Source organism: Vibrio sp. S9_S30 (assembly GCF_014694455.1).
Taxonomy (GTDB): domain Bacteria; phylum Pseudomonadota; class Gammaproteobacteria; order Enterobacterales; family Vibrionaceae; genus Vibrio.
Window position 1 is genome coordinate 58,093 of the sequence record NZ_JAAUWT010000017.1, and the last position, 25,008, is coordinate 83,100.

The 25,008-nt window shown below is 48.2% G+C and carries 21 protein-coding genes; all 21 read left to right on the forward strand.

Features of this window, described 5'->3' with window-relative positions; genetic code table 11:
• The first annotated feature begins 515 nt into the window (after window positions 1–515).
• Window positions 516–1,976 carry a tryptophanase gene (tnaA, locus tag HC752_RS18500; RefSeq protein WP_190336659.1) on the forward strand — a complete coding sequence of 487 codons (1,461 nt, stop codon included), beginning with the start codon at window positions 516–518 and terminating at the stop codon, window positions 1,974–1,976.
• Between the two features lie 107 nt (window positions 1,977–2,083).
• Window positions 2,084–3,298 (forward strand): aromatic amino acid transporter, encoded by a 1,215-nt coding sequence (locus HC752_RS18505; RefSeq protein WP_190336660.1) that lies wholly within the window; start codon window positions 2,084–2,086, stop codon window positions 3,296–3,298.
• Between the two features lie 13 nt (window positions 3,299–3,311).
• Window positions 3,312–3,440, forward strand: a complete 129-nt coding sequence (locus HC752_RS25150) for a hypothetical protein (RefSeq protein ID WP_274602151.1) — start codon at window positions 3,312–3,314, stop codon at window positions 3,438–3,440.
• 224 nt (window positions 3,441–3,664) lie between these two features.
• A complete protein-coding gene (gene ovoA / locus HC752_RS18510; RefSeq protein ID WP_190336661.1) occupies window positions 3,665–5,779 on the forward strand; it encodes a 5-histidylcysteine sulfoxide synthase in 2,115 nt (704 codons plus the stop codon).
• Window positions 5,780–6,039: 260 nt separating this feature from the next.
• Complete coding sequence (locus tag HC752_RS18515; protein ID WP_190336662.1) at window positions 6,040–7,242, forward strand: ABC transporter substrate-binding protein; 1,203 nt, start codon at window positions 6,040–6,042, stop codon at window positions 7,240–7,242.
• Entirely contained in the window at window positions 7,239–8,459 is a 1,221-nt protein-coding gene (locus HC752_RS18520) for a CaiB/BaiF CoA transferase family protein (protein ID WP_190336663.1), read from the forward strand. The genes HC752_RS18515 and HC752_RS18520 overlap by 4 nt, the downstream gene beginning before the upstream one ends.
• 124 nt (window positions 8,460–8,583) lie before the next feature.
• Complete coding sequence (locus HC752_RS18525; protein WP_190336664.1) at window positions 8,584–9,618, forward strand: sugar ABC transporter substrate-binding protein; 1,035 nt, start codon at window positions 8,584–8,586, stop codon at window positions 9,616–9,618.
• Window positions 9,619–9,692: 74 nt separating this feature from the next.
• Window positions 9,693–10,661: an ABC transporter permease gene (locus tag HC752_RS18530; RefSeq protein WP_190336665.1), complete on the forward strand. Its 969-nt coding sequence runs from the start codon at window positions 9,693–9,695 to the stop codon at window positions 10,659–10,661.
• Entirely contained in the window at window positions 10,654–12,144 is a 1,491-nt protein-coding gene (locus HC752_RS18535; protein ID WP_190336666.1) for a sugar ABC transporter ATP-binding protein, read from the forward strand. The genes HC752_RS18530 and HC752_RS18535 overlap by 8 nt, the downstream gene beginning before the upstream one ends.
• Window positions 12,128–13,102 (forward strand): ABC transporter permease, encoded by a 975-nt coding sequence (locus tag HC752_RS18540; protein ID WP_190336667.1) that lies wholly within the window; start codon window positions 12,128–12,130, stop codon window positions 13,100–13,102. Before HC752_RS18535 ends, HC752_RS18540 begins: the two co-directional genes overlap by 17 nt.
• An 8-nt stretch (window positions 13,103–13,110) precedes the next feature.
• Window positions 13,111–13,905 carry an SDR family NAD(P)-dependent oxidoreductase gene (locus HC752_RS18545; protein WP_190336668.1) on the forward strand — a complete coding sequence of 265 codons (795 nt, stop codon included), beginning with the start codon at window positions 13,111–13,113 and terminating at the stop codon, window positions 13,903–13,905.
• Window positions 13,906–13,932: 27 nt separating this feature from the next.
• On the forward strand, window positions 13,933–15,687 hold the full coding sequence (locus HC752_RS18550; protein ID WP_190336669.1) for a CoA-transferase: 1,755 nt from the start codon (window positions 13,933–13,935) through the stop codon (window positions 15,685–15,687).
• A 29-nt stretch (window positions 15,688–15,716) separates the two neighbouring features.
• Complete coding sequence (locus tag HC752_RS18555; protein ID WP_190336670.1) at window positions 15,717–16,478, forward strand: IclR family transcriptional regulator; 762 nt, start codon at window positions 15,717–15,719, stop codon at window positions 16,476–16,478.
• Between the two features lie 106 nt (window positions 16,479–16,584).
• Window positions 16,585–17,268 carry an RraA family protein gene (locus tag HC752_RS18560; RefSeq protein WP_190336671.1) on the forward strand — a complete coding sequence of 228 codons (684 nt, stop codon included), beginning with the start codon at window positions 16,585–16,587 and terminating at the stop codon, window positions 17,266–17,268.
• An 8-nt stretch (window positions 17,269–17,276) separates the two neighbouring features.
• Window positions 17,277–18,320: a lactonase family protein gene (locus HC752_RS18565; RefSeq protein ID WP_190336672.1), complete on the forward strand. Its 1,044-nt coding sequence runs from the start codon at window positions 17,277–17,279 to the stop codon at window positions 18,318–18,320.
• 134 nt (window positions 18,321–18,454) lie between these two features.
• Window positions 18,455–19,465, forward strand: coding sequence for a hypothetical protein (locus tag HC752_RS18570; RefSeq protein WP_190336673.1), 1,011 nt, complete (start codon window positions 18,455–18,457; stop codon window positions 19,463–19,465).
• 102 nt (window positions 19,466–19,567) lie between these two features.
• Window positions 19,568–21,019 carry a molybdate ABC transporter ATP-binding protein ModF gene (gene modF, locus HC752_RS18575; RefSeq protein ID WP_190336674.1) on the forward strand — a complete coding sequence of 484 codons (1,452 nt, stop codon included), beginning with the start codon at window positions 19,568–19,570 and terminating at the stop codon, window positions 21,017–21,019.
• A gap of 110 nt (window positions 21,020–21,129) precedes the next feature.
• Window positions 21,130–22,221, forward strand: a complete 1,092-nt coding sequence (locus tag HC752_RS18580; protein ID WP_190336675.1) for a PfkB family carbohydrate kinase — start codon at window positions 21,130–21,132, stop codon at window positions 22,219–22,221.
• Between the two features lie 10 nt (window positions 22,222–22,231).
• Window positions 22,232–23,140, forward strand: coding sequence for a pseudouridine-5'-phosphate glycosidase (locus HC752_RS18585; protein ID WP_190336676.1), 909 nt, complete (start codon window positions 22,232–22,234; stop codon window positions 23,138–23,140).
• 144 nt (window positions 23,141–23,284) lie between these two features.
• Window positions 23,285–24,205 carry a hypothetical protein gene (locus tag HC752_RS18590; RefSeq protein WP_190336677.1) on the forward strand — a complete coding sequence of 307 codons (921 nt, stop codon included), beginning with the start codon at window positions 23,285–23,287 and terminating at the stop codon, window positions 24,203–24,205.
• A complete protein-coding gene (locus HC752_RS18595) occupies window positions 24,195–24,608 on the forward strand; it encodes a hypothetical protein (protein ID WP_190336678.1) in 414 nt (137 codons plus the stop codon). Before HC752_RS18590 ends, HC752_RS18595 begins: the two co-directional genes overlap by 11 nt.
• Window positions 24,609–25,008: the final 400 nt, after the last annotated feature.

Here is a 25,008-nt window from a genome sequence, read left to right on the forward strand (position 1 = left end):
AGAGTTGATTCATATCACACATGTGAAATATGTGATGCTTTCTGCTAATTTATAATTATGACGATAAAACTCTCATACACGAATCACATTTGCTTTTTTTGTGAATACCAAGTTTCATCGGATTAATATACAGTTTGGGCTGTTAAATCTAAGTGTAATTCTTGCTTTTGGCAGAGGAACATATCATGAACATGTACCTTTATTGGCAATCTAAATTCCAGCTAACCCTGTTAGACTGGTACACTATTGATCATCAGATTTCATTTCACCTTTCTTCTGAATAAAGACCTTTCTACTCAGCAATCAGTGCACATCTAAACCATGCGATAAACGTTATTGGATGTTTTTCTAAAGAGTGATTACGTTCTTTGGACTCTCCTTTCCTTCTGTTTATGCACGCCTGTTTTATGACGATTTTCGCACTGCTCAATGTCTTCAATTTAACGTTTCAACATTGAATCCACGATTAATCTGATGGGGTTTATTCCATCATAAATAAATAGAAAGGTCTTACTATGGAAAACTTTAAGCATTTACCAGAACCATTTCGTATTCGAGTCGTCGAACCCGTCAAACGCACCACACGCGAATACCGCGAAATGGCCATCCTGAAAGCGGGCATGAACCCATTTTTACTGGACAGTGAAGACGTATTTATCGACTTACTCACAGACAGTGGAACGGGCTCCATCACCCAAAGTATGCAAGCCGCGATGCTCATGGGAGATGAAGCTTATAGCGGAAGCCGCAGCTACTATGCATTATCGAAAGCCGTCAACGATATTTTTGGCTATGAATACACCATTCCCACTCACCAAGGGCGCGGTGCAGAACAGATTTACATCCCTGTATTGATAAAGAAAAGAGAAAAGGAAAAGGGGCTCGACCGCAGCAAAATGGTTGCCCTGTCCAATTACTTCTTTGATACCACACAAGGGCACACCCAAATAAACTGCTGCGTGGCAAGAAACGTGTACACAGAAGAGGCCTTCGATACCTCTGTCAACGCTGATTTCAAAGGCAATTTTGATTTAGAAAAATTGGAAAGTGCCATACTAGAAGTTGGCGCTCAGAATGTCCCGTACATAGTCAGCACCATCACGTGCAATTCCTCTGGCGGACAACCAGTCTCTATCGCCAACTTAAAAGCCGTGTACGACATTGCCCAGAAATACGACATCCCAGTCATCATGGACTCTGCTCGATTTGCTGAAAACGCCTATTTTATTCAGCAGCGTGAACCAGGATATAAAGATTGGAGTATTGAGGACATTACACGTGAATCCTATAAATACGCCGATGGTCTTGCCATGTCTGCCAAAAAGGACGCCATGGTTCAAATGGGCGGGTTATTGTGCTTCAAGGATCATCGCTTTGAAGACGTGTACAACCAATGCCGAACATTATGCGTCGTTCAAGAGGGGTTCCCAACGTATGGCGGATTGGAAGGCGGAGCAATGGAGCGCTTAGCGGTTGGACTCTACGAAGCGATGCGTCAGGAATGGCTAGAATATCGCATTGGGCAAATTCACTACCTCGTTGACGGGCTAGAAAAAATGGGCATCGTGTGCCAGCAAGCGGGGGGACACGCCGCGTTTGTTGACGCCGGAAAGCTGCTCCCTCATATCCCTTCACACCAATTCCCCGCACACGCTCTGGCATGTGAGCTCTACAAAGTCGCTGGCATTCGTGCTGTAGAAATTGGCTCACTGTTACTGGGACGCAATCCGGCTACAGGCGAACAAATTCCATCACCTGCGGAGCTACTCAGGCTCACCATACCTCGTGCAACGTACACGCAAACCCACATGGATTTCATCATTGAGGCATTTGAAAAAGTTCAACAAAATGCTCAAAACATCAAAGGTTTGGAGTTCACCTATGAGCCTGAAGTACTCAGGCACTTTACAGCAAAGCTAAAAGAGGTAGAAGAAACAAGGAAGGTCGCACAGGAAGTGCCAATGGCCGAAGTTTAACTTATTCGGGCGCTTTTTAAGCGCCCTTAATTTTGCAGCATACACCTGATATCTCGGTATCGGGGGCGTCTTGCTGTGCCTAAAAAACGATAATCAGGGATACGATTATGAAAAAATCTCCATCTATTTTGGGTGGCGCATGCATCATCGCTAGCGTCTGTGTCGGGGCTGGAATGCTTGGACTTCCCAGTGCAGGCGCTGGGGGCTGGACGTCTTGGTCGCTCATTGCCATCACCTTTACCATGATCATCATGACACTGTCTGGATGGATGCTACTTGAGGCATTTAAGCATTACGATCTCAAAGTTTCTTTCAATACGGTGACGAAAGATATGTTAGGCAACCATATCAATAGGCTAAACAATTTAGCGGTCTATTTTGTCGGTGGCATATTACTTTACGCGTACATCACTTCCTCTGGGCTTATTTTACAAGAGAGCCTCAAAATCAGTAGCCAATGGGCTTCTATACTCTTTGTGCTTATCTTTTCTGGCTTTGTTTGGCACTCCACTAAGGCCGTCGATCGAATCTCTGTGATTCTCATTGCGTTCATGCTGTTGAGCTTTGTGTTTGGCGTCTCCGGTTTGGTCGCCAAAATCGACATGTCCATTCTCTTTGACAAAGCAAGTAATGAAACCCGTTACGCACCTTATGCCATGGCAATGTTACCCGTGGCGCTGACTTCCTTTGGGTACCATCATTCTGTTTCCAGTATGAGAAGCTATTACGGTGACGAGCGACGCGCAAAATACGCCATTTTAGGGGGGACCATCATTGCCATGTCTCTCTACTTCCTTTGGATAATGAGCATCTATGGCAATCTACCACGAAGCGAATTCGGTCCCATTTTAGAGCAAGGGGGAAACGTCGATTCGCTCTTGAGTGCCCTTGGCTCGGTTGTCGAGTCTGAACGCGTGTCCAATGCGATTAACTCATTTTCTATGGCGGCTATCCTGTCCTCATTTATTGGCGTGGGACTTGGGGTGTTCGACTACCTCGCCGACCTTTTCAAATTCGAAGATAGCAAGCAGGGTCGCACAAAAACGTGGGCAGTCACCTTTATCCCTCCCCTCATTCTATCACTGCTTTTCCCGTTCGGTTTCCTAGTGGCCATTGGCTATGCTGGGGCGGCGGCAACGCTATGGGCGTGCATTATTCCTGGTTTATTAGTAATGAAGTCTCGCCGCCGAAAAGAAGGGCAAGAAGGCTTTCAAGCCCCTGGTGGATTATTCATGGTGGTACTTGTTATCTTCTTTGGTGTCATAACCGCTGTTTTCCACTTTCTCTCCATGTTTAATTTGCTGCCCACATTCGCGGGATAATGAAGGAATTCACATGAACAAAATCGACCCCAACACCGCCGCTGAGCAAACCCAACAAGGTTTACATAACGCCCTTGTGAGACGCAAAACGGCAGAGCTAGACGCCAAGGTGGACATTGAAGTGCTCGCTATCCAACGCTAGCGCCTGCCTACTCGCACTCGATCTTTCACCCATCATCGATCTAAGCCGCTGAAATAGCGGCTTTTATTACAAAACAAAAAGTGACACGAGTCACACTATTACCATGGAACCTGTGTCCTTTTTGCCCTTTCCTCGGTCTGTAATGTTTTTACACTGCAGCTTTCTCTTTATGAACTAGTTTTAATAAAACGGTACGAGATACGCTGAACTTTGGAGATGTCATTATGGAAAACGACCTGATCAGGGATCATCAAACCATTCTTCTTACAGGAAAAAGCACACAGGAAAAACGAGAAGAACTCCTCCGCTATTTCGATCAAACTTGGCGCTTGTATGAGTCTTTATTTGATGTGATCAATAACGATCAGGCTTACTACAAAAAAGCCGAGCCCTTACGCCATCCACTGATTTTTTACTTTGGTCACACCGCTACGTTTTTTATTAACAAACTGAAACTGGGTAAGATCATCGATCAACGTATCAACACGCATTACGAATCCATGTTTGCCATTGGTGTGGACGAAATGTCTTGGGATGATCTGGATGACACGCATTATGATTGGCCCTCGATTGAAGAAGTACGCCGCTATCGTGATCAAGTAAAGTCGATCATCGAAAGCACCATTCATTCTATGCCCTTAAGCCTGCCAATCACTCAAGATCAACCTGCCTGGGCCATTTTGATGGGGATTGAACACGAACGTATCCACCTAGAAACCTCATCCGTGATCATCCGTCAACTGCCCATCGATGACGTCACCCCCCACCCATTTTGGGCAAGCTGCACAGATACGGGAAAGGCACCAACAAATAGCCTAGTAAGCATCGCCGGGAACAGTGTGACACTGGGGAAACCACCTGAAGATGCCACATACGGTTGGGATAATGAATTTGGCACTCAACACTGTCAGGTGGCGGATTTTAAGGCGTCGAAATTTTTGGTTTCGAACCAAGAATACATGGCGTTTGTCAAAGATGAAGGCTATCAGCAGCTGCGTTTTTGGAATGAAGAAGGGCAACGCTGGCTTAAGTACACCCAAGCCACCATGCCGCGATTTTGGCGACTCAAAGAAGGCACGTATTGGCAACGCAACCTGACCGAAAACATTCCTCTGCCTTTGGATTGGCCAGTCGAAGTGAACCAGCTGGAAGCAAAGGCCTTCTGTAACTGGAAAGCCGAACAAACTCAGTCAAACATTCGGCTGTTAACAGAGCCTGAATGGCAATTATTACGCGATAATATTGATCAAGATTCCCCGATTTGGCACGAAATTCCCGGCAACTTGCTGCTTTCATTTTATGCGTCATCTTGCCCAGTCAATCGCTTTGGACATAACGGATTATTTGACGTGGTAGGCAATGTTTGGCAGCACACCGAAACCCCAATCGACGGGTTCAGTGGCTTTGAAGTTCATCCACTTTATGACGACTTCTCCACCCCTACCTTTGATGGCAAACACAACCTAATTAAAGGAGGATCTTGGATATCAACCGGCAATGAAGCCATTCGTTCATCTCGCTATGCGTTTCGTCGCCATTTCTATCAGCACGCAGGGTTTCGTTATGTCGAATCGGATCAAAATCCTCAAGATATGGTCTCCATGAACATTTATGAAACCGATGAACTGATCTCTCAATACCTTGAATTCCATTACGGGAGCGAATACTTCAATGTACCCAATTTCTGTGTGAACGGTATCGAGCAGGTGATGAAAACCATTCAGGTTACACATCATACCCGTGCGTTAGACATTGGTTGCTCCGTTGGGCGGGCGACGTTTGAACTCGCGAAGCATTTCGATCATGTGGATGGCATCGATTTCTCGGCACGATTTATCCAGCAAGCCTACGCATTGACCGAGCAAGGAGAAAAACGCTACACCATACGCACCGAAGGGGATCTGGTTGAATTCAAGAGCGTGACGCTCGAAAGCCTAGGGTATACCCACCTCAAAGATAAAGTGAGCTTCATGCAAGGCGATGCGTGTAACCTCAAACCTCAATACACCCATTATGACTTGGTTTACGCATCAAACCTGATCGACAGATTGTCGGATCCTCAGTCCTTTCTTAGCAGCATAAGCCAGCGCCTAAACCAAGGCGGTTACCTAGTGATCGCGTCACCCTATACTTGGTTAGAGGACTACACAGATAAGGAAAATTGGTTGGGGGGAATCAAAGTGAACGGTGAAAACCACACCACGCTGGATGGGCTAACCGAAGCACTGATGGGTGAATTCGAACTCATCGCAGTGAAAGACGTGCCTTTTGTGATTCGCGAAACCCAGCGCAAGTTTCAGCATACGTTATCAGAAATGAGCATTTGGAAAAAACGCTAACTTAAACGCTTATTGCATGCTGACAATCTGAACATTGGGGGGCTACACATAAGCCCCCCAACTTTTTATCACTTTGATTATGTTGATATTCAGTTCATCTTCACACTCACATTCAGGTTCCCTCGCTTAAAAACCCAAACCGCACTGTTCAAAAAACAACCACCCATTCTCAGTAATGAAACTTTACTTTATTCATATATAAAAACAATATTTATATAGGAAAGTAAATTGTCATCAACCATTGGATGGTAGCAACCGACATGTCATACGAACAATCGACAACGATAAAAGGGCTCGCTTGGGATCATGAGCGCTGCTGCGGTCCACTTGATGCCAGCATCCCTTTGTTTAAAAAGGACAACCCACATATTGACATTCAGTGGGATAAGCAACCACTCAGCGCCTTCGGTGAAGGCGATCTGAACCAAATGTTGCAGCAATACGATTTGCTTATCATCGATCACCCTTTTATTGGTGAAGCCAAAGAAGGCCGCTACTTTCACGATTTGAAGCGCTTACTGCCTCATGAATTGATCGACGCCCATCGCCGTGACGCCGTTGGTCCCTCTTTCCAATCTTATTGCCACCATGATCAATTGCTGGCTTTGCCTATTGATGCGGCCTCTCAAGTCGCGGTCAGCCGTCCTGATGTGATGGCATCGCACGGCTGGCAAAGCCCAAAGACCTATCAAGAACTCATAGCACTGAGTAAAAAAGTACAGAAAAAAGGGCTTTACATTGGCTACCCTGCCGCCGAAATAGACATCATGTGCAGTTACCTCACCATCAGTGCGGCGCTGGGTTCCCCATTGAAAGAGGAAGGGGCATTTACCGATTTCACGACATTCTCTAAAACCATAAGCATGCTCAAAGCAATGCTTTCCTATGCTCACCCAAACGCTCTGTCGTGGAACCCCATTCAGTGCTACGACTACATGATTGAACATGATGATGTCCCCTACAGCCCCTTAGGGTTCGGCTATTTGAATTACTCCTCCACAGCCTGTTCGACGCCACTCAGTTTTCACAACATTGTGGCTTTCAACAATACATTGCCAGCTCGTTGTGGCTTATTGGGTGGGGCGGGCATCGCCATCAGCAAACACAGCGACAACCCAGAAGAAGCCGCGAAATACCTCGCCTTTCTTTGCTCTCCTGACTATCAAAGTTCAGGCTATATCTTTGCGGGGGGGCAACCGGCTTTCGGGGCGGCTTGGCGTAACCAAAAGGCCGATGAGCAATTCGGGCATTTCTTTTCTCAAACCCTCGAAGCAACGGAACACGCTTACCTGCGCCCAAGATTTTCAGGGTTCATGACGTTCTTTCGCAGCGCCATGCCTGTGATTGCCAGCCTTGTGACCAGCGACACCAGCAACACCTCCCAAGTTTGGAAAGAGTTATCTGAACGATTCGCAACATGCCAGCCATCTCCAAACCAAGACCATGAAGGATCTCTAGCATGAACAAAGCACTCAACGGCGTCAAAGTATTGGATTTCAGTCACCTCCTTCAAGGTCCTTTTGCCACCCAAATGCTAGGCGATATGGGCGCAGACATTATTAAAATAGAACGCCATGGAAAGGGGGATTTATTTCGCAGCATCACCTTTTTCAATCAATGGGTGGGCGGAAGTGAAAGCCCGAGCTTTTTGGCTTGGAACCGCAATAAACGTTCTTTGGCGGTCAACCTAAAGAGCCCAGACGTACACCAATGCATTATGGAAATCGCCAAAACGGCTGATGTGGTGGTTCAAAATTTTCGCCCCGGTGTGTTGGACAAATTGGGCTACGGCTATGACGATTTCAAAGCAGTGAATGACCGCATTATCTACTGTTCGGGTTCCGGTTACGGAGAGAGTGGTCCTTATCTGAACCGGCCGGGACAAGACATGTTGGTGCAGGGCTTGACGGGGCTGGCGTCCAACACAGGGCGTGCCAGTCAACCTCCCGTGCCAACGGGCGCAGGGATTGCCGACCAAATTGGTGCAATGAACATGGTCTATGCCATTTTGTCGGCATTGTATTACCGCGAAAAAACAGGGAAAGGACAAAAATTAGAAATCAACTTGCTGGCGGGAATGATGGCGCACCTAGGGCAAGAATACCTCACCGTACTCAATTTAGATCAGGACTTCGAACGCCCAGATTCAGGGATTGGCCACCCGGGAATGGACGCACCTTTTGGGGTGTATCAATGCAGCGATGGTTTTGTCAGTATCGCTATGAGCCCATTTTCAACCCTCATTGATGTGCTTGGTGCCCACCACCTTTCCGTTTACGACGATCCCCAGACTCTCTTTGATAAGCGGGACGAAATTTGGGCAGCCATCAATAAAGAGACACAAACATTCACTCAATCCGAACTGATGCAACGTCTGCTGGAAGCCGACGTATGGTGCGGCGAAATCAAAGATTTTCGTCAGGCAAGCAAGGATCCACAAGTCACCCACCTTGGCATGATCACGGAATATCAGCACCCGACCGCGGGTAAGGTAAAAGTGGTCGCGCCCGCAGTAAAAATGAGTGAAACGCCCCCTACGATTGACCGTCCCGCGCCTTTAGTGGGGCAACACAGTATCGAGATCCTTCGCGAGCATGGAATCGACGAAGAATGGATTGAAAAATTGACGCAATCAGAAGATATAACGGTGCAAATACGACATGAGAACCATACCCAATGAGCACCATACCCAATGAGCACCATACGACATGAGCACTAAGATCCGGTGATCTTAATTGCCATGCCATATTGCTGTCGGATGCATTCCTCACCATGAGGTAAACACCATCTAGGAGAAACAACTAATGAAAGGATTCATCACTAAAACAAGCCATCTGGTCTTACTCTCTGTCTCCATAATGACGGCAGGCGTTGCTGTCGCGTCGGAAGGGCCGAAAACGGCCGGATATATCGTGAACTACGCCACCCATGAATGGTATCAGAACGTGATCAAAGGGATGGAACAGCGCGGTAAAGAACTGGGCGTAAAACTGGAAGTGATCGATGCCAACCTCGACATCGCCAAGCAGGTGTCGGCGGCCGAAGATTTTATGGCCAGAAACATAGACGTACTGATCATCACCCCCGTAAACGAACAAGGTGTGGTCCCCATTCTTCGTCGCGCCAAAGCGAATGGCATTCCCGTCGTACTGGAAGGCAGCCCAGCCAAAGGCATGCAAACCTTAGTCGCGATCTGTGATTACGACACGGGCTACAACGCGGGGGTCGAAACAGGCAAGCTCGCGAAAGACACCATCGAAGGACAAGTTCGAGTCATGAACGTGGGCTTGCCTTTGCTTTCCGCAACCGTGCTACGTAGCCAAGGGTTTATGGACGGTCTACAAACCATTCTTCCAGACGCCACGATGGTGCATGACCTAGACGGAGGCGGTAACCCAGATCGTTCGCAAGAAGTCTCTTCTGCGGCACTGGCGGCCGACGCCAAAATCAACGTGATTTACGGCATCAACGATTCATCAGCGTTAGGAGGGTTGCAAGCTTGGCGAGCGGCGGGGCTATCGGAAGATCAGCTGATCGTTGTTGGTACGGGCGGTGAAGGTTTGGCGTTCTTAAACGAAATGTCGAAAGAAAACAGCCCGCTGAAACTGGAAGCGGCGATGTTCCCAGAAAAAGTCGGCTTTACTACCATGGATACGGCGGTGGCGCTCTTTAAAGAGGAAAGCTTGCCGGAGCATGTTGTAAGCCCAACCACAACGCTCACCTTAGCCAACTACAGCCAATACTACTCTTACGACGGCAAGTCTCGTCAGATCCAGTGGGACACCGTCAACAGCTTGACCCCTGCGAAAAAATGCATGAAGTACGCGTCTGATCTATAGGGAGCGCTCTCGTCATATTTGGCGGCAACGGCGTTCGTTGTCGCCTACTCGCATAAATTAGTAGGAGTAAGGCTATGGATAAGCCGTCTTCGCCTCCGTTCTGGCGGAAGATTATTCACTCAAAATCGCTCTTTCTGGTGATTTTGTTGGCGGCGTTAATCATTGGATTGAGCATTGCGTCCGATCGATTTCTGACCCCAGCAAATGCCGTCGCCGTATTGCACCAATCGTCACTGGTGCTCATCGTTGCCGTAGGCATGACATTGCTATTGATCAGTGGCGAAGTCGATATCTCGGTGGGCGCCACAATGGGCTTTGCTTCTTGCGTCGTCATGGATGTCCTCAATACCACCCGTAGCTTGCTGGCTGGCATTCTGGCTGGGATTCTATTTGGCGTCGTGGTAGGCATCTTCAATGGATTGATCACCACTCGTTTAAAGGTGAACTCACTGATTGGCACCATCGCAACCATGATGATTTTGCAGGGGGGCGTTTTTTTGTATACCCGTGAGGCTATCCAAAACCACCATCAACTGCCTGCATTTTCAAGTATTGCGACGGGCTACTGGTTGGGGATCCCCGTCCCAGTCATCATCGCCGCTTTTGTGGTCGTTATTGGCGGAGTGCTCCTATCTCGAACCCGTCAAGGTCGCCTGATCAGTGCCGTGGGGGCCAACCCCAATGCGGCGAAACTCTCGGGCATCTCCCCCAGTAAAGTCAAAATAACCGCATTTGTTCTCTTAGGAGCATTAACAGGGATTGCGGCTGTCATTCTGGCATCCCTTCTGAATGCCGGTCAGCCAACTGCCGGAAAGGGCTTTGAGCTGATTGTGATTGCGGCGGTGTTGTTGGGTGGCACCAGTCTGTTTGGTGGCAGTGGTTCCATCATCGGGACGGTATTGGCGGTGATGATCTTAAAAATCATCGATAACGGCATCATCATTCTTGGTTGGAATCAAGACTGGCAAATCATCATTCCGGGCGTGTTTCTGATTCTCGCCGTCTACCTCGACATCGTGAGGAGGAAGCCTTCTTATGAATGAGCAGAATCCCATCATTAAAATCGATACTCTCTCTAAATCTTTTCCTGGCGTAAAAGCATTGGATAGTGTGTCTCTGGAGCTCTTCTCCGGTGAAGTCTTAGCGCTGATTGGCGAAAACGGCGCAGGAAAATCCACGCTGATAAAGATCCTGTGCGGGGTATTTCCCGCCGATGAAGGCAGCATTACGTTAGATGGAAAGGTGATGCATTTTCAATCCCCTTCCGATGCGCTCAACGCTGGGATCAAACCCGTTTTTCAGGAGATTGCACTTATCCCTGAATTCACCGTGGCGGAAAATATCTTTATGGAGCATCATCCGCTCACGTCGTTCGGAACCATTGGCTGGAAAAGCATTCGACAACACGCCGCTGAGTTATTTGAACAACTGGGGTTTGATTTAGATCCGGATGCCAAAGTCGCGGACTTGCCCATCAGCCAGCAGCAACTTGTGGAAATTTCCAGAGCCATCAGCTCAGAAGCGAAAGTGGTGGTCATGGATGAACCCACGTCGTCACTCAGCCCAGCCGAAATCAAAAACCTCTTTGTGGTCATCAACAAGCTTAAAGCCATGGGCATTGCGGTGATCTATGTGAGCCATAAACTCGATGAGTTATTTGAAATCGCGCAGCGCTGTGTGGTCTTGCGAGATGGCTGTCATGTCTCCACCAAAGCCATGTCCGATCATACGCATGACACCTTGATAAAAGACATGGTGGGCAGAGAGATCAGCGATCTCTTCCCGAAAACCGTACACGAAACCAAAGAAACGCGATTGGAAGTGAAAGGGGTGAACGCTGGGCAAAAACTGAAGCACATCGATTTCCATGCACGATCCGGCGAAGTGGTCGGCTTTTTTGGCTTAGTCGGAGCGGGGCGAACAGAGCTGGCCAAGGTACTGGTAGGGTACGACCCCATCAGCGAAGGCGAAATCCGCATCAATGGTGAACCGCTCACCCCCCACGATACCTCCAAGGCGAAATCGCTGGGGATTGGGCTGATGAGTGAAGATCGTAAAGAGGAAGGGTTGATGCTGGAAGCCGATGTGCAAAATAATATGAGCCTTGCCTCGCTCGAAAAATTCACTCAAGTCGGCTTCATCAATGATAAGCAAGAGGTGCAGTCCTGTGATGAATACGTCGACCGATTCAAAATCAAAATCACCTCGTTGTCGCAGCTTTCCGGCACCTTATCCGGTGGAAATCAGCAAAAAGTGATGTTGTCTCGCTGGCTAATGTACGGGTTATCGGTGCTGGTGGTTGACGAGCCTACGCGGGGCATTGATGTAGGTGCAAAGTCCGAGATATACGCGTTGATCGATTCACTGGCTCAACAGGGCATGTGCGTCATCGTCATGACCTCGGAGATGCCCGAATTATTAGGGTTGTGCGATCGCATCTACGTCATGTCTCAGGGAAGGATCACGGCAGAATATCCTCGCTGTGAAGCAACACAGGAGAAGGTACTTGATGCAGCAATCCAATAGTTCCAATTCATCCACTTCGGCTTGGGGGTGGCTCATCAAACACAACGAGTTTGCGCTGGCGTTATCGCTTTTGGTGATCATTCTGATGTTCTCACTACTTTCGGAACATTTCTTCAGTGTGAGAAACCTCACTAACGTATTGGGGCAAGCCGCCATTATTCTCACTCTATCTCTTGGTGTCAGTCTGGTCTTTATCTCGGGGGAGGTCGACATTTCCGTCGGATCGCTGGTCGCTGCCGTCGCCATTCCACTGATTGAAATAATGAACTACACCGAATCGATGATGTTGGGCATTGTCGGCGCACTCGTCTGTGGGTTGATTATCGGCGTAATCAATGGGTACTTGGTCGTCTACCTCAGGATCAATTCCCTTATTGTCACGCTTGGCACCTTGTTCATTATTCGGGGTGGGGTTTACCTCTACACTGGGAAAAAAGCCATTGCCGATGAAGTCTATTTAGAACCCTTCTTCCAACTTGGCAATGGGCGCTTCATGGATGTGCTCCCGTATCCTGCCCTGATTGCTGGGATCATGGTGGCGTTGCTCGCTTTTGTCTTAAGGCATACCCGCTTTGGGCGCAAAGTTTACGCCATTGGAGGCGACGCTAAAGTCGCTCGGCTTGCTGGGTATAACGTACAACGAGTGAAATTCACCTGCTTTGTGCTCTGTGCGTTAGTGTCCACGGTGGGAGGAATACTCTTGGCATCACGGCTAGGGTCCGCCGTGCACTTAGCTGGGCTGGGGTACGAATTTCAAGCTGTCGCGGCCGCCGTACTGGGCGGGATCAGCTTGGCCGGAGGCATTGGCAGCTTGGTTGGTGTGCTACTTGGGGTATTGATTCTGGCGTTTGTCTCTAACGGCTTAGGTATGCTCGGCGCGCCAACAGAATGGCAATTGGTGGTAACCGGTATTGTGATCATCATTGCGGTTACACTCGATTCAATGAAAAAACAATAGGTGACACAATGAGTAGACTCAAAGGAAAAGTCGCGGTAGTCACGGGCGCTGCCGACGGTATTGGTCGAGTGATTGCCTCGACAATGGCAAAGGAAGGCGCCTCTGTCATCCTTGCCGATATTCAGGAAGAGAAAGGGCAAAAGGCTACCCAAGATATGGTGGCGTCTGGCGGTTCAGCCCTATTCGTTCAAACCGATGTCAGCCAAGAAAAGGACATGCAGTCGTTGTTGGATAAAGCCGTTCAGCACTACGGAAAACTCGATATTTTAGTGAACAATGCCGCCGTCGCCATTGGTGGCATGCCGATATACGACATGACTGAGCAACAATGGCAAGACATCGTAGCCATCAATTTCAGCAGTGTGTTTCGAGGCTGCAAGTTCGCGATTCCGCACATGATCAAGAACGGCTCTGGCTCCATCATCAATATGGCGTCGGCTCAGGCGCACAATGGATTACAAGGCTGGAGCGCATACGCTGGCATTAAAGGGGGGATCATTGCGTTGAGCAAACAGCTCGCCGTGGAATTTGGTCCAAACAATATTCGCGTCAACACCATTTCACCGGGCACCATCAGCACTCCTATGGTGGAACAGGTGATCCGAGAAAGTGAAGACGGTGAAGCCATTATGCAATCGTTTGTGGACATGCACCCCATTGGGCGCATTGGTAAACCAGAAGAAGTGGCGGAAACGGCGGTCTACCTAGCCTCCGATGCCTCTGGCTTTACTACGGGGACAGACATTCGGGTTGATGGCGGGCTGTGCATTACGGCTCGCTACAAGCCAGACAACTGGTACTAGAGTGTGTTAAGCAGGGGAAAAGCCACCATGAGTTTAGTGAAAGCCAACCGACCTGAAATAACGTCATTGAAAGCGCTTGCCAAACGGGTAGAAAGTGGAAGCCGACTCTCTGTAGGGGGGCACCATTTTGCGCGGTTGCCCATCGCCTTAATAAGAGAAGTCTGTCAGCAACGCGTCACTGGCTTGCGCTATTTCAATTGGGCTGGAGGCTTGCCGCTGGAAATGTTGCTGGAAGCGAATGCTGTCGAGCGTATCGATATCTGTTTTTCTAGCCTCGATGTCTTTGGGCTGGCGCCTAAATTTCGCCATGCCGTCGAAAAACAGGGCATTCCCATGACGGACTGGCCGGCGTTGGCCTTGATTCAAGGCCTGAGAGCCGCCGAGCAGAATCTGCCCTTTCTCCCGATGCAAAGCCCTGTCGGTTCCGATCTCAACAAAACCTGCCCTGCCCTCACCCCTTATTTCGATGAAGCAAGCCAACAAACGCTGTCACTTGTCCAAGCCCAAACGACCGACGTATTGTTGCTGCATGCCCCTCGGGCTGACGAATCCGGCAATGTCGAGCTTTATGGCGCTCATTCACTGGACAAACTGGTGGCAGGTGCGGCCAAGCAGGTGCTGGTGACCGTGGAAGAAATCGTGCCGAACGGCACCTTACAAAACGGATTGAGGAACACCATTCTTCCTCGCAATAAGATCAGCGCAATCGCGGAAGTCAAAGGCGGGGCGTACCCTTGTTCTTGCCTCCCTTATTACACCACAGACTACCAGCGATTGATGGAGATAACCCAAAGCACACAACCTCTGGCATCCCTATTGCCACTGCGCGACGTGCCAACACTCATCCGGCAAGCGGCAACACTCCCTTTGAATGATCTTTTGTCTTCGTACACAGTTTTACCCATTGTCGACAACGAGTTACCGGCAACCGCCGCCGATATCATGACCATTCGGGTAGCACGAATGCTGGACAACAACAGCTACGCCAGCGCAGGGGCAGTCTCCCCCTTGGCTAATGTGGCTTCCCGTTTGGCCAAAGCCAGCCATGCCCCCGACATGATGTTCACCACCTTGAGTGGCGGCACGGTTGATATCCAAGCGGGCACCATGAGCCTAACGCTATTGGAATCCATGGACACACAAAGCGCCGCTGGGCATACCGGAGGGGAAGACACCTACTGGACAGCGTACCAAGGGAGCTTGGTCACTCACGAAATTGTGGGCACCGCACAAATTGACGCCAAGGGCATGACAAACACCTTGTCTATTTCTAAACCCAGCGGCGGCATCGTTCGTTTACCTGGGCAAGGCGGCATGGCGGATGTCGCAAACATGCACCAACATTTTATGGTTTATGTGCCGCGTCACAGCCCTCAGGCGCTGGTTGAACACGTTGAACTATGCAGTGCGGGGCGTTTGCTCGTATCGGAAGAGGATCGTAAAAAGTATGGCTATCGCTCTGGCAAAATCGTCCTAATCACGAATCTGTGTTTGTTTGAATTCGACGAAAACGCAGGTCAACTGGTTGTTGTCGAAACCATGCCAAATGTGAGCAGGCAAACCATTGAGGCGCAAACGGGTTTTCGTGTCATTTTCTCTGAGCAGTGTCACGAAATGGATCCGGTACGAGACGAGGAGTTAACACGATTAAGACGTGAAGTGGATCCGCTGGGCATAAGAAGGTTAGAGTTTGTGAGTGCTAAGGAACGACAAACGTTACTCAGCCGCATCATTCGCCAAGATCGTCAATTAGTCACGGCACTGCTTAGACGACTGGCTTAGGCATAAAAGACATTTCGCACAGGTACACAATGGCAAATAGTGAAAGTAAATATTCCGTTCCGGCAGTCGATAAAGCGCTCAGTGTATTAGAGCTGCTATCTGAATCCCCAGACGGCGCAACCCAAACCGAAATTGCGCGTCGGCTTGACCGCTCCATCACCAGTTTGTATCGGGTGATTCAGGTCCTTGAGGAGAAAGGGTACATCTATTCCACAGGACCGAAATCCACCTATCATCTGTCTTTGAAAATGTTTGAGGTGGCCAATCGCCACTACCCAGTGCAAACTCTGGTGGAAGCCGCCCACGTGGAAATCAAATCGGTATGCAAAGCCACACTTCAAAGCTGCCACATCGCCCTGCTCAACGGTCAGGAGATCATCATCATCCACCAGCAAGATCCCCCTCTGGGAACCCATTACTCCGTCGCAACGGGCAGCCGCTACCCTGCCCTTGAAACCAGTTCTGGTGCGGTGATAATTGCTTACTCTGAGCAAGAAGTTCAGCAACCGTTTTACGACGCTTTACCTTCAGACACCGAAAAGCACGCGCTCAAGAAAAGGCTGGATAACATCATTCGCTTAGGACACGAGAGGATGGAGTCGGAAGTGGTGGCCGGCATTCTTAATTTATCGGTTCCTCTGTTTGACTACCGCAACAGAGTGGTTGGCGTGGCAACGGTGCCTTTCTTATCACAAAAATACGCTCAGGAAACCAATCCAGAAGAAGCACTCAGCATGCTGAAAGAGGCCTGCAAGACGATTTCCCGTAACTTAGGTTACCCGAACCCTTAGGCACATAAAACACATAAAGCACATAAAGCACATAAGGCACATAAGGCACCATACTCACACTCGGGGATACCCGAGCTCTATCAACGGACGATAATAGGAGGTAATCATGTCATCAGACAACATCTTGTTTACCAAAATCAGGGAAGAGTTATTCACCGCGGTCCTTGGCGATGTCATGGATAAAATGGGGTACACGCAACAATTTTTACCTCCTTATCTCAACACATTACAACGAGACATGGTGATTGCGGGCAGAGCAATGACGGTACTGGAAGCCGACGTATTTGAAGAAGCCTCCTCCGAAAGCCCCAACCCAGCCATGGCTCAACCGTTCGGGTTAATGTTTGAAGCGTTAGATAGCTTAAAACCCAACGACGTCTACATCTGTACAGGATCATCACCGGATTACGCACTATGGGGCGGGCTCATGTCGACCCGAGCCCTCAAGCTTGGTGCGGCGGGGGCCGTGTTGGATGGTTATCTCCGTGACAGCAATGAAATTCTCTCACTCGGTTTTCCTGTCGCCAGTCGCGGATGCTACGCCCAAGATCAAGGACCTAGAGGGAAAGTCATCAACTACAACGTTCCTTTGAGGGTGGGGGCAGTCAAAATCCAACCCGGCGATATCATTTTTGGTGACTGTGATGGCGTGCTGTGCATTCCTAAAGAAATCGAAGAGGACGTCATTTCCAAAGCACTAGAGAAAGTACGCGGCGAAAGTGAAGTCCGAAAGGCGCTTGAAAATGGAATGAGCACCGTAGACGCATTCGAACGATTTGGGATCATGTGAGGTGAGAAATGGAACTCTATATTGGCAGCTATTCGAGCCCTCTTGAAGGGGTCGAAGCAAATGGAAAAGGCCTCTACAAAGTCAGCTTTGACCCCAAAACAGGGCAATTTGGGCAGGCACATTTGCATTTGAAATGCGATAACCCCACAGCACTTGCTGTCTCATCCGACGGGCAAAACCTGTACACAGTGCGTGAAGTGTTTCAGCAAAAGCACCCCGCAATGATCCACCTGCATTCCGATGCCCCCCACAGAGAGTGGAACGTTCAAGGTGAACTGCCTTGCCATATCGCCTTGCACGACAATCCCAATTGGATCACCACCGCTCAGTACTGGACGGGAGAAATCTCTCTGTTTCAGTACAGCGAACAGGGAAATGCTCAGCTCATTCGTCATCTAGAGCATCATGGTACAGGGCCAAATACCAACCGTCAGGAAGGGCCTCACGCCCATTATTCTACCTTCACAAATGGCGGTTATCATCTGCATTCTACCGACTTAGGAGCCGATACGATCTGGAGTTATGAGCTGGACGATTCAGGACAAATTCTTAACAGTGCATCTTGCGACGTGCCTTCTGGTTGTGGACCAAGGCACATGGTCGTCAGCCCAGATGAACGTTTCGCCTATGTCTGCTGCGAACTGGATGAAACCTTACTGGTGCTTACCCGATCAGGTCTTGGGTGGCATTTTCACTCTCAATTGCACGCTTTTGACTGCGATAAAGAGACAGAAGGATCGGTTTCCGCCATTCGTCTTTCGCCAAACGGGCGGCATTTGTATGTATCGGGAAGACGACAATCGCGCATTGCTCACTTCACGATAGACGCTCACACACAACTCCCAACCCGAGACGGCACCTTTGAAACCGGCGGAGAATGCCCACGAGATTTTATTCTTACCCACGATGGGCAGTGGCTATTGATAGGCAATCAATACAGTAACCAAGTCGTCAGCATGCGGTTGAACCAAGAAACGGGCAAACCGAGCCCCCCATCGGGGAAAGTCGATATTGGAACGCCCGTTGCCATCATCGAAATTCCCAACAGTTAACGAGCGGGGTCTCATTCGGTAGCACGGAAGGCCATCATTCGGAAAGCAATCAGGCGAAAAGTAATCATGCGAAAAGCAATCATGCAGGCGAAAAGTAATCATTCGAAAAGCAATAACCAGAAGGAGAGTGAAGGATGACACAGTCCCAATCACTGAGCTGGAAGTACGGTACGGTGCGAGTGGATGCGATGGGCGGAATGATAGGGCCGACGGTGTTTGCCTTACCGAATGGTCAGCAGGTTTCCCCCTTTTATTTGGCACCATGGCACAGCGAACCTAAAACGCCAAACATGGATGCGCTGACGGCATCGTTAAGGGGAGAATGGCCCTGCGTACCGTTTGGGTACCCTATGTCGCCTCAAGGCTTCCCAGACGAGTGGCAACAAGTCATGAACGAAGACGAAAAGATAGAGCATGTCCATGGATACAGCTCGAATCACCCATGGCACTTTCATCCTCCTTCTGGTGACCACATCTCACTGTATATCGACTACCCCACAGCACACCCTGTGAAACGATTGACCCGTATCATCCAACCCGATCCCAACAGCCCAACCTTGAACATTCAATTAACGGTGGAAGTGAGAAGAGCAACGAGACAACCCATTGCATTGCACACCTGTTTCAAATTGCCCAATACGGAAAAGATGGCTGAGATTCACACCCAAAAAATGACGCTAGGACGCACTCACCCTGCCGTTGTCGCACCAGAAGCACACGTGTTTTCACCCCATCAGGTTTTCCACGATTTAACTGCGGTCCCTGCACTCGACGGAAGAACACTCAATGCCGCGCGCGTACCTTTCCCCTTTCCAGCAGAAGAATTGCTCCAGCTCGAAGGCACAGAAGGGACGGTATCAATCAGCAACGTCGCCGAGCAATACAAAGCCACACTAACGTGGGATGCCGACACGCTTCCTAGCGTGCTGCTGTGGTACTCCAATTACGGTCGCTTAGCGCCTCCTTGGAGAGGAAGAAACTTATGCATTGGCATAGAACCCATTTGCTCACCCTTTGGGCTATCTCCAAATACCGCACGTCAGAATAACCCTATCGCCGCATCTGGCGTTCCTACAGTGGTTTCATTCACGCCAGACGCTCCCCTTACCATACGCTACCAGATAGCACTCGAATCCCTTGGTTGATACTAAAGCGAACACTACCCTACCCACGACCCAAGTCTTATTTACTTTTCTCCGCGGCTTTTTTACTCTGTAAAAAAGCCGTTCACTAGGCAAGGAAGCCATATGCCCATAATATTCACAGACGTCGTTACTCAACCCCATTCTCACCCACTTTCTATCCCTAACTGGACCATTCAGGAAAATCAAAACTGGGGGATTTTCTGTGCAAAAGGGGATATTGGCGAACAACTTCATCAAGTGCTCACTCGATCCATTGAACTGAAAAGTGGCCATTGTGATGCACCATTGTTGAAGATCGCGTACGTATCATTAAGCCAACAGCAAGCGCTACTGGAGCAAGAGCTCGCCGATGACGATACCGACTTTATGGATAAGTTCGATAACGGGTCAACCGTGCACGAATTGTTGTCGGTATCCGGTCAACCTGAAAAAGACATAGCTCTTCTTGTCGAACAATTGGATTTAGACCATTTGCTTGATCGCGGCTTTCGTTTGCTGTCGACCGGAGAAACACGGCGGTTAATGCTGGCGAGAGCACTGCTTGAACAACCCGACCTTCTTATCTTAGATGAGCCCTATACCGGATTAGATAAAGCGCACCGTGAAGCGTTGGCTCACTTTCTTAACCGCCTCAGCCAAAAGGTACAACTCGTCATTTTGGTGTCGCGGGAAAACGAACTGCCCGAGTGGATAGAACACATCGCTTTGTTCGAAAATGGAAAACTGACCCAAACGCTCTCCAGAGAGGAATGGCTAACTCACCCCATCATCGCTCAGATCAATGCGCAAACCGAAGCCCAAAGTACAAAAGTTCTGGACTTGTACAGTAAGTATCAGCATCAAGTCACCTTCTCTGACCCGCTGGTGGAACTGGTGAATGGCAAAGTGGAATACACCGATCAAAAGATATTCAGTGGCGTCAATTGGCAGATAAGACACCACCAGCATTGGCAAGTTCGAGGGCCCAACGGTTGCGGAAAAAGTACGCTGCTGGGGCTGATATTTGGTGATCATCCACAATGTTATAGCAACGATATTCGCTTATTTGACATGAAGCGTGGCAACGGTGAAACGGTTTGGGACATCAAGAAACACATCGGGATGGTGTCGTCAGCGCTGCACTTACAATACCGTGTTAGCTGCAAAGCGATTGAAGTCGTTTTATCGGGGTTTTACGACTCTATCGGCCTGTATGAATCCCCAAGCAAACAGCAAATTGAAACCGCAAAAGAGTGGCTCGCCATTTTCCAAATGAGCGATATGGCTAACCAGCCTTTCAAAACGCTGGAATACGGGCAGCAGCGGTTGTTGCTGATTGCCCGCGCCTTAATCAAACGCCCTGCACTTCTCATATTAGACGAACCCTATCAAGGACTGGATTTTTTGGGGAGAAGACTCGTTGTCAATTCGCTTGAATTGATTGCGAAACATCAACTTAGCCAACTGCTTTTTGTCTCTCATTATGAAGAAGATGCCATTGAAAGCATTCATCATTTCGTGGATTTTGTGCCCTGCGAAGACGGTGAGGGTTATGTTGTCGAAATCACTCAATAGGTGTCATTGCTCACATAATGCACAACTCACCAAACAAAGGTGTTGACGTTTTTTTAACCACACAGCAACCTAACAAAAGTTAGTTAATCAAACTTTTGTTAGGGTTTCTTATGACGGAACGTGAGCAGCAAATCTTTCAATTGATTAAACAAGATCCCATGCTCCCCCAGCAAGACATCGCTGAAAAACTTGGGATCAGCCGAAGTGCCGTAGCTGGGCATATCATGAATATGACAAACAAAGGCATCATCCTAGGGAAGGGGTACATTTTGTCGGAATCTCAATACGTCGTGGTGATCGGCGGCGCGAATATGGATATTTTAGGTCAACCTCAGCAAGCCATGCACCAAGGGGATTCCAACCCCGGAGTGGTTTCTTGTTCGCCAGGTGGTGTGGGCAGAAACATAGCCGAAAACATCGCAAGGCTTGGTACCGAAGTGCGTTTGATATCGGTCGTCGGCAACGACACCTATGGGCAATTAATATTAGATAAAACACGCCAAGCGGGTGTTGATGTCTCGTCTGTGCTAAAGCTTTCGGATGGCGCCACTTCCACGTACCTTTCTTTGCTCAATGAAGACGGCGACATGCAGGTTGCGGTTTCAGACATGTCTATTCTAGAACGGTTGACCATTGAATCACTCGAACCTCACCTAGAAACCATTAAGCGTGCAGAAGTGATTGTGATTGATACTAACTTGAGTGAATCATTGCTCGAATATATCTTCAGTCAGTTTTCCAATAAGCCCATTTTTGTCGATACGGTATCGAGCACCAAAGCGGTCAAAATCAAACCCTATTTAAACCAAATCCACACACTCAAACCCAACATCAAAGAAGCGCAGTCTTTGTCTGATCTGCCTTATCACAATCAAGACGATCTCAGTGCGATCGCCGACTGGTTCCTCCATCAAGGGACACAGCGAATCTTTTTAAGCCTTGGGGCGGATGGGGTGTTCTATAAAGATCATCAACGTGCCCAACTTTTCCCAACCGTAAGCACTCATATTGAAAATGCCAATGGCGCAGGGGATGCCTTCTTGGCTGGGTTAGCCCACAGCTTCATCCATAAATGGTCGGTCGAAAAAAGTGGCGAGTACGCTATGGCCGCCGCCAGTGTTGCGCTTTCTGATGTCGCCACCATCAATCCCAATTTTTCAGACAGCGCCATTCAGCGCGTATTGAATGAAACCGAATGTTAAAGGACACAGTATGTTAGCTCAGTATTTGGATGTCACGCCAGAAGTCGCCCAAGCGCTTAAATCAGGTCAGCCTGTTGTTGCGTTGGAATCGACCATCATTTCTCATGGTATGCCCTATCCTCAAAACGTCGAAACCGCGCTTAAAGTGGAACAAACGGTTCGCGACAATGGCGCCATTCCTGCCACCATTGCCATTCTAAAAGGGCGACTGAAAGTTGGGATGTCCCAAGAAGAAATCGAGTATTTAGGCAAAGCAGGGCAAAACGTGATCAAAACCAGCCGCCGAGATATTCCGTTTATTGTTGCCAAAGGAGAAGATGGGGCAACCACCGTCGCCTCCACCATGATCCTAGCAGCAATGGCCGGCATCAAAGTGTTCGCAACAGGCGGCATTGGCGGCGTGCACCGTGGTGCCGAAACCACTTTTGATGTCTCTGCCGATCTTCAAGAGCTTGCCAATACCAACGTCGCTGTGGTGTGCGCGGGGGCAAAATCCATTTTGGATATCGGTTTAACACTGGAATACTTAGAAACACATGGCGTGCCCGTCATTGGATACCAAACAGAAACCCTCCCTGCATTTTATACCCGAGACAGCGAGTTCAAAGTCGACTATCGCCTAGATTCCCCCGCACAAATCGCGACCGCCTTAAAAGCAAAATGGGACTTGGGATTAAACGGTGGCGCTGTGATCGCCAACCCCATTCCAGAGCAATACGCAATGAATAAAGCGGAGATCGATCAGGTCATAGCAAGCGCCATCGAAGAAATGGATGCCAAAGGCATTAAAGGAAAAGATTCCACACCATTCTTGCTCGCCAAAGTGGCTGAAAAAACCGCAGGAAACAGCCTCGCTTCCAATATTCAGCTGGTGTTTAACAACGCGAAATTGGCGGCAGAGGTGGCTGTGAATTTATAAACCCTAGAAGGTGCTCTGTACTTTGGGAGCACCTTTATCTACTTCTAATACTCAAACCTTGAGCTGCTTCTAAAGAATCTCTATCCCATTTAATTTAGACGGAATTTTGCGGTGTAATTGGCAATATGCAACAAGGAAAACATTGTGCAATCACTCATTAAAGATCCTCTTTTAGATATTAAGAAAAAATCATTAATTGCCAAATTAGACTACACCCTTGATAAAAAGAAACTTTTCAACGCTATAGATCGTCACCCTGAAACTTCTGGCGCTGGTGTTATTTACATCGACAGTAATTTAACCATAGTAGTATTGAGAAAGTTTAAAGCTACCTGCCGAATTAACCCTATTAACATTTTCCTTCGAGAGCCTTTAAAAAGTCAAAGCACGAACTCTTTTACTGAAAAAATCCGGAATGAAACAACCTCATCAGTATTTCATCGCGAACTACTTTCGATGTCATTGAGCTGCGCTGGAGCAGCTATAGGCTGGTTCGGTGTTATCGCTTCTGGAGCAACGGTACCTTTAACGGGGCCGGTTGGAGTTACAATGACATATGTTACTCATGCAGCGACCCTAGCGTCGACAGCCCAATGTTTAACAGGTGTTACTCGCGTCGCTTTAGCTAAAGAAAACCCTAAAAAGCTCGATGCCTTAAATGACAATGAGTGGTATCAAAACACGATGACTGCCCTTGATTATATATCACTCGCTGGTGCCGCGACTTCAGGCTATCAGACAATGAAAATGATTAAGTCACTTAACGCAACTACTGGAAAGAGTATTCGAGAAGTTTTAAAAGGACTAAGTAGGCAAGAAAGAGCCATGCTCACTAGAGAAATCGCTAGAAAAAATCTTCCGAATATTTCAAATAAAGCATATAAGCAGCTAGTTCGAGCCGGATTAACCACGAAAAGATACAGCTCAAAAGTAATTTCTAGTTCGGTTGCAATACAGATTACGGATGCTGTTGGCGCAGCTATAGCAATTACAGGAAGTGCTTATTCTGGCGAAGTAAAATCTTTAGCGGTAGGCATCTATGAGGAGTTAAGCGTTGAATATTAATAAAAGCCTATCATTGACAGCGGTAATAGTAACTATTGCACTCTTTCTTTTACTCACTATTGGGGTTGGGGTGACAGTAACAATCCTTGATGATTGGTTTGGCTTTTCAGAATCAGTTGGTCTTGATACGTACCTATTAATCAGCGGAATTGTAGGTTCTATGGTTGTCTGCGTACCGAATATCTTAACAATACGTAAAGGTTTGAGCATTCTATCAAAAGTCAATATTGTAACTATTTCGGTAATACTGCTAACCAGCTCAATCCACTTCTTTATTTCAGAACAAGGGGTGCTGCTCGCTTCTTGTGGAACATTTATAGCAGCGTCTTGTGTGTTCTTATATCAAAGTCGCCAATATCAAAGTTTACTCAGTTATTTTTTTAATTTAAATTTCGGAAAATAGAGATACATTAATCGCAACAAAAAGCCCGCTCATTCAGCGGGCTCTGATGCTTTTGACTCTAAAGTAACAACCACGTATCAAATACTTCTAAAAGCCACCCCAACAAAAGGACAGCATTCTGTATGCCAAGGTGAATATGCAAGTATAGGGGATTTGGAGTTTAAAAAGATCGATGGTAGGTGGTACCTGCACGCAGGATATCTATCAACTCTTGAATAGTTCATCCCTTAAAATCTATATTGTTAACCAATAAAACCCCCCCACTTATTTCTAATAAAGAAAATTAGCTTGTTATCAATTGCCTGAATTATCTTGGCTGCTCGCAATTACGGTAATAACGGCATAACTCAATACATGCACTAACCGCATGCATGCATAATACCCTTATCTCAACACTTGC